The organism is Micromonospora sp. HM5-17 (assembly GCF_003762835.1).
GTDB lineage: Bacteria > Actinomycetota > Actinomycetes > Mycobacteriales > Micromonosporaceae > Plantactinospora.
This window is the reverse complement of record NZ_RJWA01000014.1, coordinates 17,784-32,431: the sequence shown is the minus strand read 5'-3', so window position 1 is coordinate 32,431 and position 14,648 is coordinate 17,784. Positions and strand designations below refer to the sequence as shown.

Sequence of the window (14,648 nt, the reverse complement as noted above, 5' to 3'; positions counted from 1 at the left end):
CGTCACCGTCACCGAGGGTGCCCGGCACCCGGTGTCCCGGGGCACGCCCTCGTTGCCGGAACCGGTGTCCCGCCCACCCGCGGGCGAACGCCGCGCCGGGTCTTCCCGCCCGTCGACCGTCAGCCCCGGCCGGTCTCCGCCACCAGGTCCGCCAGCGCGTCGACCGCCCGCCAGCAGTCGTGGTACGTCGAGTACAACGGCACCGGGGCCAGCCGGATCACGTCCGGCTCGCGGTCGTCGACCAGCACGCCGTACTCGTGGGCGAGGCGCTTGGTCAGCGCCGCCGCGCCGCCCGCGCCCACCCGGACCGAGAGCTGGCAGCCCCGGCGCTCCGGGTCGCGTGGGGTGAGCACGGTGAGCGGCCGGGTCGGGATGATCTCGTCGAGCAGCCGCTCGAGATACCCCGTCAGCCGGAGGCTCCGGGCCCGCAGCGCGGGCATCCCCACCTCGTCGAAGATCGCCAACGAGGTCCGGATCGGCGCCATCGCCAGCACGGGCGGGTTGGAGATCTGCCAGGCCTCCGCGGTGGCCGGAGGGCGGGAGACCGGCGCCATCTCGAACCGGGTCGCCTCGTCCGTGCCCCACCAGCCCTCGAAGCGGTTGATCGCCGGGTCGGCGAGGTGCCGTTCGTGGACGAACGCCCCGGCCAGCGCCCCGGGTCCGGAGTTGAGGTACTTGTACGTGCACCAGGCGGCGAAGTCGACGCCCCAGTCGTGCAACGCGAGCGGCACGTTGCCGACGGCGTGGGCGAGGTCCCAGCCGACCAGCGCGCCGGCCCGGTGCCCCGCCTCGGTGATCGCCGGGATGTCCAGCAGTTCCCCGGTGAGGTAGTTGATTCCGCCGAGCAGGACCAGCGCCACCCGGTGGCCCTCCCGTTCGAGGTACCCGACCACGTCCTCGGTACGCAGCGTCTCCTCGCCGGGACGGGGCCGCAGCCGCACCACGACCTCGTCCGGGTCGAGCCCGTGGTGGCGGGCCTGGCTGCGGACGGCGTAGCTGTCCGACGGGAACGCGGCGTCCTCGACCACGATCCGGTCCCGACCGGCCGTCGGCCGGTAGAACGAGACCATCAGCAGGTGCAGGTTGACCGTGAGCGAGTTCATCACCACGGTCTCCTCCGGCAGCGCCCCGACCAGCCGGGCGCTCGGCGCGGTCAGCAGGCGGACGTACGGCACCCAGGGGCGAGGGCCGGTGAAGTGCCCGGTGACCCCCTTGGTGGCCCAGGCGTCCAGCTCCGCCAGCAGGTCGGCGCGGACGGCCCGGGGCGGCAACCCGAGCGAGTTCCCGACCAGGTACGCCGCCTCGGCGTACCGGCCGCCCTCGGCCGGCGGCACGTGGAACAGGTGCCGGTGGCCGGGGTCCGCCTCGTCGAGCCGGCGCGCGGCCTCCTCGCCCGGAATGGTCATGCTCTCCTCGCCTCCGTTCCCTCGATCCCCGGCCCGGCCGCCCGACCCGTCACATCTCGGTCCGCGCCGCCCACAACTCCGGGAAGACCTCCCGGGCCATGCTGCGACGCAGCCAGGCCGCACCCGCCGATCCTCCCGTGCCGACCTTCTCGCCCATCGTCCGGCGGACCGCCCTCAGGTGTTGGTAGCGCCACTCGTCGAACCGGTCGGCGATGACGACCAGCGCCTCACCCAGCAGCCGGAGGTGGTTGTCCGGCCCGGCGTCGGCGTAGATCTCCACCCATGCGGCGGTCACCTCGGGGCTCGGCTCCGCCTCGACCGAGAAGTCGCGCTCCCGCACCTCGGCCGGAATGGGGTGGCCGCGGCGGGCCAGCAGCGCGATCACCTCGTCCCAGAGGCTCGGCTCGCGCAGCGTCTCGACGAGCTCGGCGTACACCTCCGGCTGCCGGCGGAACGGCCGGACCAGCGGCGCGGACTTGAGGCCGAGCAGGAACTCGAGCTGGCGGTACATCGCGGACTGGAACCCGGAGCCCTCGCCGAGCAGGTTGCGGAACTGGTTGAAGTCGGCCGGGGTCATCCAGCGCAGCCCGGACCAGGCGGCGGTGAGCCCCTCGAGGTGCAGTCCGGCGCGGCGCAGCGGCGCGAGGGCTCCCCAGACGTCGTCGGCGCGCAGCCGCAGCCGGGCCTGGCACAGTTCGAAGCAGGTCAGGCCGAAGTACAGCTCCATGATCTGGCTGACCACCAGGAACGACATCTCGCCGGGGTCGCGGCTCAGCGGTCGCTGGAGGCTGTGCAGGGTACTGGCCCGGACGTACGCGTCGTACGGGGTTTGCTCGGTGAACTCCAGGGTCGGCTCGCCACGGTTCGCCGCCGCGCGTGCGAGCCGCTGTTCCGGACTCGTGGGCCGTATCCGGGGCCGCCCGGCGCGTCGCCGTTGAATGGTCTCCATCGCCTTGCTTCCCTTCCCTGACCCGGACCGGGTGACCCGACCAGGTCATGATCTCTCCGCCGCCGCGTCGGACGGAATGTCGAACCAACGGCGATGGCGGCCTCGGCGTTACGGCTCCGACGGTGGTTCGGGCCGATCGCTTAACGTCTTTAAAGGTGGACGGCGGGCCCGGACCGCCGGCGGACCGAGGAGGTGCCCCGTGGACGACATGGACTGGTCCCTGCTCCGGGAGTTGCAGGCCGACGCGCGGCTCTCCTACAGCGAGCTGTCGCGCCGGGTCCACCTCTCACCGCCGGCGGTCGCCGAACGGGTACGCCGGCTGGAGGAGGCCGGGGTGATCACCGGATACCACGCCCACGTGGACCTGGCCCGGGCCGGCCGCACCGTGGTGGCGATGATCCGGATGTCCTGCTACGGGTCGCGCTGCATCCTCCGGGACCCGGAGGTGCCGGAGTGGCCGGAGGTCCTGGAGATCCACCGGATCACCGGGGACGCGTGCAGCCTGCTGAAGGTCGCGGCCGCCTCGATCGAGGCGTTTGAGCGGTTCATCGACCGGCTCGCCCCGTACGGGCAGCCCTCGAGCACGATGGTGCTCTCCAGCCCGCTCGCCTGGCACCCGGTGGAGCCGGTCCGCCCCGAACCGGACGTTCCCCCGTCTCCGGGCTCCGCACCGTCCTGACCCGGCGCCCCGTCCTGACCCGGCGCCCCGCGTGTGTCCGGCGCCCGGGTGGGAACACGGCTCAGGACACCACGGCCGACGCCGGACCCGCCGGGGACGACCTCGCGGGCACGGCCGGCTCGGCCGGCCGGGAGGGCCGTAGGGGGGAGTCATGCACGCTGCCAAGATCGTCGGTCGCACGATCGCCGCGGGCGCCGTCGCCACCGCTCTGGTCCCGGGACCGGTGGGCGGGAACGCCGCGCCGGCGTGGGCCGGGCCGAACACCTTCGTGGAGGTGACCCCGAGCACCGCCCAGGTGGGCACCCGGGTCACCATCCGGGCGAGCTGCGACAACGCCAACAACCAGCAGGCGACGGTGCTCTCCGACGCGTTCGGCCGGGTGATCGTCCGTCCCGACAACGGATTCCTGACCGGAGCGGTGACCATCCCGGGTAACAAGGCACCCGGCCCGTACGCGGTGAACCTGAACTGCCCGAACAACGAGCGGGCCACCACCACGCTCACCGTGGTGAACATGGGCCAGGGCAGCCAGGGCCCGGCCACCGGTGGCGGCGGCACCGCCAGCGGGATCGCCGGCCCGCTGATCCTCGCCGGCGGCCTCGGCGTCGTCGCGCTCGGGGTCGGCTTCGGGCTGTTCGGGCGGCAGCGTCGCCGGAACGAACTGGGTGGCTGAGCCCGACCGGCCGCACGGCCCGCACCCGGGAACCGGCCCGGACCGGCCAGCCCGCGCGCACCGGAAGCCCGGTCCGAACCGCCCGCCCGACCGGGGCGCCCGGCCTCGGGCCACGGAGCGCTCCGGCGCGGCCGACCGACTCGCATCGACTCGGAGCCAAGATGACCCGCTCTTCCACGGCCGATGGCACGTGGCGGGGCCGGGCCGCCGACTGGCGGAGCCGCACCGGCCGGTGGCGACGCCGGGCGGCGCGGGTGGTGGCCCGGACCGCCCGCCAGGCCACCGCGGCGAGCATCACCAGCCCGGATCCCCAGGACGGGACCCCGCCCGGGACCCTGGACGTGGCCCCGGCCCGGCCACGCCGGTGGGGCGTACGGACCGGACGGCACCTGCGCCGGCCCGGGCCGGTGCCCGTCCTCATGCTGCTGCTCGGGCTCCTGGTCACCGCGTTCGGGGTGCAGTACGTCACCGGGATCACCCTGCTCCCGAGCGGGATGCTCTTCGGTACGCAGCCGCCGCCCCGGAAGTTCCCGGTCCTGGCGTCGAGCCCGCCGGTCGAGATCGGCATCCGGGCGCTCGGACTCGACGCCCCGGTGCATCCGGTGGGGATCGCGCCGGACGGCACCATCGCGGTCCCGGCGTCCGACCGGCGCGACGAGGCGGGCTGGTACGACCGCAGCCCGACCCCGGGCCAGTACGGACCGTCGGTGATCGTCGGCCACGTCGACACCACCACCGGCCCGGCCGTCTTCCACGGGCTGAGCGGACTACGGCCGGGCAACAAGATCGAAATCGTCCGGGAGGACGGTACGGTGGCGATCTTCGAGGTCAACTCGGTCAAACGGTTCAACAAGTCGCAGCTGCCGGTGGACCGGGTCTACGGCGACTTCAGCCGTCCCGCGCTGCGACTGATCACCTGCGGCGGGCGCTGGGTGGGCGGCAGCGTCGGGTACGCCGACAACGTGGTCGTCTTCGCCTCCCTCGTCGGGGCTCGCCGCTCGTGACGTCGTACCCGGTACGCGGGGCAGCCGCCCGCAGACCAGCCCTGGGAGCAGCCGGCCACGGTTCCGCCGTGGGGTCAGCCGCCCCGCGCCGTACCAGCGGATCAGGCCGCCTCGGGCTCGCGCAGGTCCAGCCAGTCGGCCCAGCGCGGGTCGGGTGCGCGGTGCCCGAGCACCCGCCAGGCGATCCCCTTGGGCGCGGCGGGCACGGTCGGCAGCCGCCACCCCAGCTCGGCCGGGGTCTTGTCCCCCTTGGTGTGGTTGCACCGGGCGCAGGCCGCGACCACGTTCTCCCAGGCGTGCCGGCCACCCCGGCTGCGCGGGAAGACGTGGTCGATGGTCTCGGCCGGGCCACGGCAGTAGACGCAGCGCCAGTTGTCCCGGGCGAAGACGGCCCGGCGGGAGAGCCCGACGTGGGTCCGGTACGGCACCCGGACGAAGTGGGTCAGCCGGACCACCGACGGCACGGGCAGGGAGCTCCGGGCGCTGTGCAGCACCCCGTCCCCGTCCGCCACGCAGACGGCCTTCGCCGACAGGATCAGGATCGCGGCTCGACGCACTGAAACGACACACAGCGGCTCATAGGTCGCATTGAGCACCAACGCTCCGGAGCCCGCCGTGGGTCGTATGTCAGGCATCGCGCTCACCCTCTCGGTTGTCCTGTCCTCCGCTCCCGGTCGTCCACCGTGCCGCCCCGGCTCCCGCCGCCTGTTCACGGCCAGCGACGACCGGCAGACCGCCGGACCGGTCCGACGCCGAGGGATCACCGGCATCCGTGCGCCAATAGTCCCCGATAGGTGCCGCGAATGCACGCACTAATCGGGGGTCCCCGCAGAAAGCTTTCACGTCGCGTGGCAAGATGACCGGTTCCGTCCGATCACGTACGCCGACCGGGACCCGCGGTTCCCCCGTACCGCGGTCCCACCGCCCGGGGTGGCGCGGTGGGTGGCCGGCAGCCGGACCGGGATCGGCGCCACGGACGGGTGGGTCGGCCGAGACCACGGATCGGCCGTGCGGTACTAAGGCATCCGTGAACCTCACGACGATGGCCGCCCGCGTCCTCGGGATGCCCGCCGAGACGCCCGACCCGAAGCCGAGCTGCGTGGACGAACTCGTCTGCGGGCAGATCTGGCGGTGGACGAAGTCGGAGTGGTTCGCCGAGGGCAGCACCTACCTGGTGGTCAAGCCGGCCACCATCGTGCTGATCCTGCTGCTCGCCTTCCTGGCCCGGTACCTGCTGCACCGCACCATCAACCGGCTGGTCCGGAGCACCTCCGAGAGCAAGATCCCGACCGTCCTCAAGCCGCTGCGGGAGCGGGTTCCGACCGGCGCCGCGGACCCGGAGTCCATCTATCCGGAACGCCGCCGGCAGCGAGCCGAGGCGATCGGTTCGGTGCTGCGGAGCATGACCAGCGCCGCGATCTTCACCATCGCGGTGCTGCAGATCCTCAGCGAGTTCAGCTTCAACCTGGCCCCGCTGCTGGCCAGCGCCGGTATCGCCGGCATCGCCCTCGGCTTTGGCGCCCAGACGCTGGTCAAGGACCTGATCTCCGGTCTGTTCATGCTGCTGGAGGACCAGTACGGCGTCGGTGACGTCGTCGACCTCGGCGAGGCCACCGGGGTGGTCGAGGCGGTCGGGCTGCGGATCACCACGGTCCGGGACGCGCGTGGGGTGGTCTGGTACATCCGCAACGGCGAGATCATCCGCGTCGGCAACAAGAGCCAGGGGTGGGCGATGGTCATCGTCGACATGCCGATCGGCTTCGCCCGGACCGAGGAGGCCATCGCGGTGCTCCAGACCGCGGCGACGTCGGTCGCGACCGACCCGGACCTGGCGCCCGCACTCGTGGAGCCCCCCGAGGTCGTCGGCGTCGAACAGATCACCGTCGACGGCGCCGTCATCCGGACGGTCGCCAAGACCACGGCCGAGGGACAACTCGCCGTCTCCCGAGAGCTGCGCCGCCGCCTGACCGAGGCCCTGGAGAACTCCGGCATCACCGCCGGCATCGCGGCGACCCGGATGTTCCCGCGGCCCGCCACGCCGCCCTACGAGGGCGGTACGGGCCAGGGCGGCGCGACCTGACCGCCGCTCCGACGCGGGTACCCGACCGATCCCCGGACGCGGGACCTGACCGTCGCCCCGACACGCCACCCGTCCCGTCGGCACCCGTCACCGTGGCCGGCGCCGTCATCCACGGTCGGCCCGTGTAGCGGGCTGCCCACCCCGACGCGACGGCGCCGCCTGACCCACGAGGACCTGACCGGTCAGCACCGATCGCCCTCCGGACGCACGGGGTCGCGGAGCGTGCGGCCAGTCGAGTATGGTCCGTTCGACCAGTCGGGGATGTGACGATCCACCCGTTCGCCCTAGCCAGTTGTCGTACGATCGGGCAGAATCCAGGACGTGCTCCCCACCGGAGCGTAACCGAGAGCTCGCTGATCCGAACGTCTGACGTTCCCGGCAGCGCCATTCACATTGGTCAGCGGTCGAGAACGATGGAGGCCCATCGGTGTCCGACGAGACACACGCCCCTGAACGGCCGGCGACCTTCCGTGAGCTGTTCGCCATAGGCGAATACCGAGCGGTCTATCTGGCCCTCGTGCTGACCTGGGCGGGCGATTACATCGCCAAGGCCGCGGTCACCATGCTGGTCTATCAGGAGAGCGAGTCGGTCGCCCTCTCCGCCACCGCCTTCGCGACGAGCTACCTGCCGTGGTTGGTCGGCGGGCCGCTGCTCACCGCGCTCGCCGACCGGTACCCGTACCGGACGGTCATGGTGATCTGCGATCTCATCCGGATGCCGCTCTTCCTGGTCATCGCTCTCGTCGACCTGCCCGTCTGGGCGATCATCGCGCTGCTCTTCCTCTCCACCCTGGCCACCGCGCCGAGCCAGGCCGCCCGGTCCGCGATGCTGCCGCTCATCCTGCAGGGGGACCGACTCGTCGTCGCGCTGTCGCTGCACGGCAGCACCAACCAGGCGGCCCAGGTCGGCGGCTACGTCGCCGGGGCGTCGATCGCGCTGTACCACAGCCCGCAGCTCGCCCTGCTCCTCAACGCCGCCGCGTTCGGGCTCTCCGCGCTGGTCATCTGGTTCCGGGTTCGCCACCGGCCGGCGGTGGCGCTCGGGGAGCGCCGGCACCTGCTCCGCGAGACCGGCGACGGCTTCCGGCTGGTGTTCGGCACCCCGGTGCTCCGGGCGATCGCGATCCTGGTCTTCGCGGCGATGCTCTTCTCCATCGTGCCGGAGGGGCTCGCCGCCGCCTGGGCCAGCGAACTGGCCGACGAGGGGGCCAACCCCGAACCGATCCAGGGCCTGATCATGGCCTCCTCGCCGATCGGCTTCATCCTGGGCGGTCTGGCGATCGGCCGCGGCGTTCGGCCGAGCCGCCGGCAGGCGCTGATCCGGCCGTTCGCGGTCCTCGCGCCGCTGGCCCTGGTGCCGGCCCTGCTCAATCCGCCGGCGGTGGTCGTCGCACTGCTGACGGCCGTCTCCGGCTTCGCGGTCGCCGGGCTGATGCCGGTGACCAACGGGCTCTTCGTGCAGGCCCTGCCGAACGGCTACCGGGCCCGGGCGTTCGGGGTGATGAACACCGGCGTACAGGTCATGCAGGGCATCGCCGTGCTGACGACCGGCATGCTCGCCGACCGGTTCCCGATTCCCGGCGTCGTCGGGCTGTGGTGCGCCGCCGGGGTGCTGCTCATGCTGGTGCTCGCCACCCGGTGGCCGCAGCCGGAGCGGTTCGAGGCCGCGATCGCGCAGGCCCGGGAGGGCCAGGTGGTCGTACCGGGGGCCCGGCCCGCCCACCCCGTGAGCCCGCCGGTGGACGACCGGTCCCGACCGCCCTCCTCGGAGGCCGGGGTCGGCGCCGTCTGACCGACCGGCGGAGGCGCCTCGACGCGCCGTCCGCCGGTCTCGGCCGCCGGGCGGTCTGTCGGCGCCGGACCCCGAGGGCCGGTCCCGGGGTGGCACCGTGCCGACCGCCCGGCCCGGTGTGAGCGAGCCCGCACCCGGGATCCCGCTACGGCTCCGGCTGATCGCCGCGCCGGGTGGCAGGATGGGAGCCGTGAACCCCGCAGGCACCCACGCGCAGACCGATCCGGAACCCAGCTTCTACGAGCAGGTCGGCGGCGAGCCGACGTTCCGCCGGCTGGTCGACGAGTTCTACGCGGGCGTCGCCACCGACCCGATCCTCCGGCCGATGTACCCGGAGGCCGACCTGGGTCCGGCGGCCGAGCGACTCCGGCTCTTCCTGATCCAGTACTGGGGCGGCCCCACCACGTACTCGGCCCTGCGGGGGCACCCGCGGCTGCGGATGCGGCACGCCCCGTTCCGGATCGGGCCCGTCGAGCGCGACGCCTGGCTCCACCACATGCGCCGGGCGGTGGAGAGCCTGCACCTCGCGCCCGAGCACGAGGAGACGCTCTGGCAGTACCTGGAGCGGGCCGCCTACTTCATGGTCAACACGATGGACCCCGTGCACCCTGAACCGCACGGCGCGCAGACCCCGCGGGCGTCCCTGCGGACCGTGGGCCCGGACGGGCAGGCCAGGAAAGATTCGACGGAGGCCTCGGGGTCGGCCCGCTGAGCTACAGCAGGGCGCCCTCGTCGTGCAGCCAGTCGACGAACGTCGTCGCGACCGCCGCCCCGCAGTCCAGCATCTCCACCAGCAACGCGTCGTGGACGCCGGCGCTCAGCGGCACCTGCAGCTCCGCGTAGATGGGAAGCTGGCCGCGTTCCGTGGGATCCCCGACGTACGCCTTGCAGAACCGGCGGGTGTGGTTCCACTCGTTGACCGCGCGGTAGGCGCGGTCGGCCCAGTCCGGCGGCACCGTCGCGTGTGGACGAGTCCGCATGACGAGAATCTCGTCGTCCGGCCCCTCCAGGGCGAACAACACCGCGTGCCGCTCCCACATCGCCAGCAGGCTGCCGTCGCCGTCGGCCAGGTAGCGGATGTCGAGCCGGTCGAGCGCCTCCGCCACCCGGCGCAGCGTGACCGGAGCGATGACGGCGGACGCCTCCCGCAACGCGGCCCGGTCTCGCGGCCGGGAGTCGTGCTCCGGCTCCCGGGGCGCGGGTGGCCCGACCCGGACCGCTCCATCCGATGGGATCCTGCTTCGAGTCTCCGAATCACCGCCACTGGTGTGGCCCGGGCGCCATGACCACCACGACATCGCTGCGCACCTCGCTCCCCAGCGGATCCACATGCCTACGTTGCGTTGGACCCGAGGCCAGACGGTACCCGTATAGCCGGCTCGAAGCATCCCCCCACCGACACGCCCAACCTAAATGGACCATGCCGGATCATCCGTTCGGATGACCTCGGGTTGACCGAATCGCGAGCGGTCCCGCGTGGTGTAACCAGGCGACTCCGAACGGTGCCGCCAATCCCACCCATCTCGCGACGATCCGCACCTGTACGGCGTCCATTTCGGACGTTCCGGCCGGACCGAGAAAGCCCATCCGGACGATTCCCTGAACCAGTCGCTGGGGTATCTCGATCCGTCCACCGTCGAGTCCCGATCCCGCCGAGTCGGCGGACGGCGGAGTCGTCACCACCACCGCGACGTGGTCGAGCAAGGCGTCCCGCAACGCCCGCTGACCCACCGCCCGGCCCGCGACGCCCTCCGCCGCCGTCCGCAGCGTCCCGGCCGCCGCCTCGGCGATCCGCCGCAGGTCGGCCCCGGCGATCCGCTCCACCACCACGCCCGGCGACGGCGGCACCGGCCGACGCCAGTCCGCGTCCCGGCGGCGCGGCAGCACCGCCCCGCCCTGCTCGAGCTCGGCGAGCAGCTCGGCGGCGGAGACCGTGACGTCCCCGGGGCCGGGGCCGTCCACCACGCGGCCCACCAGGACCGCCCAGGGCAGCCAGGCCCAGAGCTGGGTCCGCTCCGCGGAGCCGGCCGGTCCGGCCGAGCGCAACCGGACCAGCGCAGCCGGATCGAGCCGGGTCAGCCGGGCCAGGAAGGCGCCGGCGTCCGCGAGGCCGACGAGCCCGTGCCGGTCAGGCACGGGCCCGTCCCGTCCCGCTCACCGCCTCGCCCGGCTCGACCAGGTACGACCGCAGGAACCGCTGCTCCGCGTCGGTCAGCCGGCGCGGCCGCTGCTCCCGCAGGTCGAACGGCACCAGGACGGAGCGGGCCCGGCTCGCCAGCACCTCGCCGTCGTACAGCTCGTACCCGATGGTGAACCGGGACTGGCGCAGGTCCTCGACCCACATCTCGATCCGCACCGTCGGCGCACCGTCCACACCGGGCCGCCGCAGCCGATAGCCGACCGGCTTCAGATAGTCAATCTCGTGCCGGGCGATCACCACACCCTCGGCGAACGTCCCGACCCCGGCCGCCGTCGCGTCGGCGAAGACCATCGCCACCCGGGCCTCCTCGTAGAGGGTGAGGAAGCGGGCGTTGTTGACGTGCCCGTACGCGTCCAGGTCGGACCAGCGCAGCGGGCACTCGTAGACGTACCGGGCACCCTGTCGGGTGGCCTCGACCTGGCTAGTCACGGGTCAGCTTGCGGTAGGTGACCCGGTGAGGCCGCGCCGCCTCCGCGCCGAGCCGCTCGATCTTGTTCTTCTCGTACGACTCGAAGTTGCCCTCGAACCAGAACCACTTCGCCGGGTTCTCCTCGTCGCCCTCCCAGGCCAGGATGTGGGTGGCGACCCGGTCCAGGAACATCCGGTCGTGCGAGATGACCACGGCACAGCCGGGGAACTCCAGCAGCGCGTTCTCCAGCGAGGAGAGGGTCTCCACGTCCAGGTCGTTGGTCGGCTCGTCCAGCAGGATGACGTTGCCGCCGATCTTGAGCGTGAGCGCCAGGTTGAGCCGGTTCCGCTCGCCACCGGAGAGGACCCTGGTCGGCTTCTGCTGGTCCGGGCCCTTGAAGCCGAAGGCGGCGACGTACGCCCGGGACGGCATCTCGACCTTGCCCACCATGATGTGGTCGAGCCCGTCGGAGACGACCTCCCAGACGGTCTTGTCGCCGTCCAGCCCTTCCCGGTTCTGGTCGACGTACGACAGCGACACCGTCTCGCCGATCTTGACGGTGCCGGCGGTCGGCTGCTCCAGCCCGACGATGGTCTTGAACAGCGTGGTCTTGCCGACGCCGTTCGGCCCGATGATCCCGACGATGCCGTTGCGGGGCAGCGAGAAGCTGAGGTTGTCGATCAGCACCCGATCGCCGAACGCCTTGCGCAGCCCGTTCACCTCGATGACGGTGTTGCCCAGCCGCGGGCCCGGCGGGATCTGGATCTCCTCGAAGTCGAGCTTGCGGGTCTTCTCCGCCTCGGCCGCCATCTCCTCGTACCGCTCCAGCCGGGCCTTGGACTTCGTCTGCCGGGCCTTGGCGTTGGAGCGGACCCACTCCAGTTCCTCGGCGAGCCGCTTCTTCAGCTTGGCGTCCCGGCGGCCCTCGACGGCGAGCCGGGCGGCCTTCTTCTCCAGGTAGGTGGAGTAGTTCCCCTCGTACGGGTAGGCCCGGCCGCGGTCCAGCTCCAGGATCCAGTTCGCCACGTTGTCGAGGAAGTACCGGTCGTGGGTGATCGCGATGACCGTACCGGCGTACTTGGCCAGGTGCTGCTCCAGCCACTGCACGCTCTCGGCGTCCAGGTGGTTGGTCGGCTCGTCCAGCAGCAGCAGGTCGGGCGCCTCCAGCAGCAGCTTGCAGAGCGCGACCCGGCGCCGCTCACCTCCGGAGAGCTTGGTGACGTCGGCGTCCGGCGGCGGGCAGCGCAGCGCGTCCATCGCCAGTTCGAGCTTGGAGTCGATGTCCCAGGCGTCGGCGTGGTCCAGCTCCTCCTGGAGCCGCCCCATCTCCTCCATCAGCTCGTCGGAGTAGTCGGTCGCCATCTGCTCGGCGATCTTGTTGAAGCGCTCCAGCTTCGCCTTGGTGTCGGCGACCGCCTCCTCGATGTTGCCGAGGACGGTCTTGGACTCGTTCAGCGGGGGCTCCTGGGCGAGCAGCCCGACGGTGAACCCGGGCATCAGCCGAGCCTCACCGTTGCTCGGCCGGTCGAGCCCTGCCATGATCTTGAGGAGGCTGGACTTACCGGCGCCGTTGGGGCCCACCACACCGATCTTGGCGCCCGGCAGGAAGTTCAGCGTCACATTGTCCAGCACGACCTTGTCGCCGTGCGCCTTGCGCGCCTTCTCCAGGACGTAGATGAACTGGGCCACGGTGCGGCCTACCTCCCAGGATGATGTGTCCCCTGCTGACCTGTTTCGACCCGACCGAGACGCCGGGCTTCCCGCCGGCTGCGGGGCCGGTTTCCACCGGCCACGGGGGCCGGCGACGCGAGGCTGGGCGAAACGCCACCGTCAATCCTGACAGGTCCACCCCGCCACGCCCACATCACCCCACGCGCGAGCCGCCCCGTGTCCATGATCACCGTTTCCCCACCCGGGCGACAGGGCAGGAGAGGCCCCGATCCCACGGGGCTGTGGTAGTGACCCGCGAGGCTCGGAGCCGCAGCTACGCTCAGTACGCTCAGCGGTGGGACCCGTCATCACCGGAGGTGCACTGATTGTGACCGTACGCAGCTCGTTCGTGGTCGTCGCCAATCGCCTGCCGGTGGATGAGGTGACCACGCCCGAGGGACGACAGTGGCGCCGGAGCCCGGGAGGTCTGGTCACCGCCCTCCACCCCGTGCTCGCCCAGCACAAGGGGACCTGGGTGGGCTGGGCCGGCGGCGTGGGCGCCGCCCCGGAACCCTTCGACCTGGAGGGTATCCGGCTGCACCCGGTGCCGCTCAGTGCGGAGGAACTCGAACGCTACTACGAAGGGCAGTCCAACGCCACGATCTGGCCCCTCTACCACGACGCCGTCGAGACGCCCGTCTACAAGCGGCGCTGGCGGGAGGCGTACCGGCTGGTCAACGCCCGGTTCGCCGAGGCCGCCGCGGAGGTGGCGGCGGAGGGGGCGACGGTCTGGGTCCAGGACTACCAGCTCCAGCTCGTGCCGGCGATGCTCCGCGAGATCCGCCCCGACCTGCGGATCGGCTTCTTCCTGCACATCCCCTTCCCCCCGATCGAGCTGTTCATGCAGATGCCGCTGCGCGCCGAGGTGCTGCGCGGTCTGCTCGGCGCCGACCTGGTCGGGTTCCAGCAGCGGCTCGCGGCGCAGAACTTCGTCCGGCTGGCCCGGCACCTGCTCGGCCTCCGGTACGAGGGACAAATGATCAAGGTGGACGGGCGGAACGTCAAGGCCGGCGCCTTCCCCATCTCGATCGACGTGGCCGAGATGGAACGGATGGCGCGCGACCCCGCCGTGCAGGCCCGGGCCAAGCAGATCCGCGCCGAGCTGGGCGACCCGAAGACCGTGATCCTGGGCGTGGACCGGCTCGACTACACCAAGGGGATCGAGCTCCGGCTCAAGGCCTTCCGCGAGTTGCTCGCTGACGGAAAGTTGACAGTTCCCGAGACGGTTATGGTGCAGGTTGCCACGCCGAGTCGGGAACGCGTGGAGCACTACCAGGCACTCCGGGTCAAGGTGGAACGCGAGGTTGGCCGGATTAACGGGGAATTCGGTCGAGTCGGTGTCCCGGCAGTTCACTACCTCCATCAGTCGTACAGTCGCAGTGAACTGGCCGCGCTCTACTGCGCGGCCGACGTGATGATGGTGACCCCGCTGCGAGACGGAATGAATCTGGTGGCCAAGGAGTACGTAGCTACGCGCGCCGACACGGGCGGCGCGCTCGTGCTCAGCGAGTTTGCCGGCGCCGCCACCGAGCTGCGCCAGGCGTTCCTGTGTAACCCCCACGACCCGGACGGTGTCAAGGACGCGCTGATGCGCGCGGTCCACGTCGACAAGGCCGAGGCCCGGCGCCGCATGCGCATCATGCAGCGCCACCTGCGGACCCACGACGTCGGCCACTGGGCCCGGTCGTTCCTCAACGAGCTGGGTGTCCCGGAAGCGGAGGCCGAGTGAAATCGTCGTCCTCGGTC

The 14,648-nt window shown here is 72.0% G+C and carries 13 protein-coding genes and 1 pseudogene; 7 read left to right on the top strand and 7 right to left on the bottom strand.

The features are described from left to right. Positions 1 to 119: 119 nt before the first annotated feature. Together kynU and EF879_RS25450 are read right to left on the bottom strand one after the other, a co-directional pair. Positions 120 to 1,406, bottom strand: a complete 1,287-nt coding sequence (gene kynU / locus EF879_RS25455; RefSeq protein WP_123562949.1) for a kynureninase — start codon at positions 1,404 to 1,406, stop codon at positions 120 to 122. A 49-nt stretch (positions 1,407 to 1,455) separates the two neighbouring features. Beyond that, positions 1,456 to 2,355, bottom strand: coding sequence for a tryptophan 2,3-dioxygenase (locus EF879_RS25450; RefSeq protein WP_123562948.1), 900 nt, complete (start codon positions 2,353 to 2,355; stop codon positions 1,456 to 1,458). Between the two features lie 199 nt (positions 2,356 to 2,554). Here EF879_RS25450 and EF879_RS25445 point away from each other — a divergent pair, with 199 nt between their 5' ends. The 3 genes from EF879_RS25445 (at position 2,555) to EF879_RS25435 (ending at position 4,711) form a co-directional block, all read left to right on the top strand. Beyond that, positions 2,555 to 3,034: an Lrp/AsnC family transcriptional regulator gene (locus tag EF879_RS25445; RefSeq protein WP_123562946.1), complete on the top strand. Its 480-nt coding sequence runs from the start codon at positions 2,555 to 2,557 to the stop codon at positions 3,032 to 3,034. Positions 3,035 to 3,185: 151 nt separating this feature from the next. After that, complete coding sequence (locus EF879_RS25440; protein ID WP_233604749.1) at positions 3,186 to 3,707, top strand: hypothetical protein; 522 nt, start codon at positions 3,186 to 3,188, stop codon at positions 3,705 to 3,707. A gap of 161 nt (positions 3,708 to 3,868) precedes the next feature. Continuing rightward, entirely contained in the window at positions 3,869 to 4,711 is an 843-nt protein-coding gene (locus tag EF879_RS25435) for a class F sortase (RefSeq protein WP_123562944.1), read from the top strand. Between the two features lie 101 nt (positions 4,712 to 4,812). Here EF879_RS25435 and EF879_RS25430 read toward each other — a convergent pair whose 3' ends face one another. Continuing rightward, positions 4,813 to 5,346 carry an HNH endonuclease gene (locus EF879_RS25430; protein WP_123562942.1) on the bottom strand — a complete coding sequence of 178 codons (534 nt, stop codon included), beginning with the start codon at positions 5,344 to 5,346 and terminating at the stop codon, positions 4,813 to 4,815. Positions 5,347 to 5,753: 407 nt separating this feature from the next. Between EF879_RS25430 and EF879_RS25425 the strand changes: the two genes are divergently transcribed. From EF879_RS25425 to EF879_RS25415, 3 genes and pseudogenes are all read left to right on the top strand, one after another. Continuing rightward, positions 5,754 to 6,791: a mechanosensitive ion channel family protein gene (locus EF879_RS25425; protein WP_123563023.1), complete on the top strand. Its 1,038-nt coding sequence runs from the start codon at positions 5,754 to 5,756 to the stop codon at positions 6,789 to 6,791. 427 nt (positions 6,792 to 7,218) lie between these two features. Next, positions 7,219 to 8,583: an MFS transporter gene (locus EF879_RS25420; RefSeq protein ID WP_123562940.1), complete on the top strand. Its 1,365-nt coding sequence runs from the start codon at positions 7,219 to 7,221 to the stop codon at positions 8,581 to 8,583. A gap of 181 nt (positions 8,584 to 8,764) precedes the next feature. After that, positions 8,765 to 9,181: pseudogene (locus EF879_RS25415) on the top strand (globin); the annotation flags it as partial. Positions 9,182 to 9,296: 115 nt separating this feature from the next. On the opposite strand, the gene EF879_RS25410 reads toward EF879_RS25415, so the two are convergent. The 4 genes from EF879_RS25410 to ettA all read right to left on the bottom strand — a co-directional run bounded on the left by EF879_RS25410 (position 9,297) and on the right by ettA (position 12,881). Further along, positions 9,297 to 9,881, bottom strand: a complete 585-nt coding sequence (locus EF879_RS25410; protein WP_123562938.1) for a YbjN domain-containing protein — start codon at positions 9,879 to 9,881, stop codon at positions 9,297 to 9,299. Between the two features lie 130 nt (positions 9,882 to 10,011). Continuing rightward, complete coding sequence (locus EF879_RS25405) at positions 10,012 to 10,719, bottom strand: hypothetical protein (RefSeq protein WP_123562936.1); 708 nt, start codon at positions 10,717 to 10,719, stop codon at positions 10,012 to 10,014. Continuing rightward, positions 10,712 to 11,212 carry a thioesterase family protein gene (locus EF879_RS25400; protein ID WP_123562935.1) on the bottom strand — a complete coding sequence of 167 codons (501 nt, stop codon included), beginning with the start codon at positions 11,210 to 11,212 and terminating at the stop codon, positions 10,712 to 10,714. Before EF879_RS25400 ends, EF879_RS25405 begins: the two co-directional genes overlap by 8 nt. Next, positions 11,205 to 12,881, bottom strand: coding sequence for an energy-dependent translational throttle protein EttA (ettA, locus tag EF879_RS25395; RefSeq protein WP_123562933.1), 1,677 nt, complete (start codon positions 12,879 to 12,881; stop codon positions 11,205 to 11,207). Before ettA ends, EF879_RS25400 begins: the two co-directional genes overlap by 8 nt. 349 nt (positions 12,882 to 13,230) lie before the next feature. Between ettA and EF879_RS25390 the strand changes: the two genes are divergently transcribed. Continuing rightward, positions 13,231 to 14,631 carry a trehalose-6-phosphate synthase gene (locus EF879_RS25390; RefSeq protein ID WP_123562931.1) on the top strand — a complete coding sequence of 467 codons (1,401 nt, stop codon included), beginning with the start codon at positions 13,231 to 13,233 and terminating at the stop codon, positions 14,629 to 14,631. Positions 14,632 to 14,648: the final 17 nt, after the last annotated feature.

Bases quoted from the DNA above. Each gene is read 5' to 3' on its own strand.
- EF879_RS25435 (WP_123562944.1), top strand. From the start codon at position 3,869: ATGACCCGCTCTTCCACGGCCGATGGCACGTGGCGGGGCCGGGCCGCC.
- EF879_RS25430 (WP_123562942.1), bottom strand. From the start codon at position 5,346: ATGCCTGACATACGACCCACGGCGGGCTCCGGAGCGTTGGTGCTCAAT.
- EF879_RS25450 (WP_123562948.1), bottom strand. From the start codon at position 2,355: ATGGAGACCATTCAACGGCGACGCGCCGGGCGGCCCCGGATACGGCCC.
- EF879_RS25425 (WP_123563023.1), top strand. From the start codon at position 5,754: ATGGCCGCCCGCGTCCTCGGGATGCCCGCCGAGACGCCCGACCCGAAG.
- EF879_RS25440 (WP_233604749.1), top strand. From the start codon at position 3,186: ATGCACGCTGCCAAGATCGTCGGTCGCACGATCGCCGCGGGCGCCGTC.
- kynU (WP_123562949.1), bottom strand. From the start codon at position 1,406: ATGACCATTCCGGGCGAGGAGGCCGCGCGCCGGCTCGACGAGGCGGAC.
- EF879_RS25410 (WP_123562938.1), bottom strand. From the start codon at position 9,881: ATGTCGTGGTGGTCATGGCGCCCGGGCCACACCAGTGGCGGTGATTCG.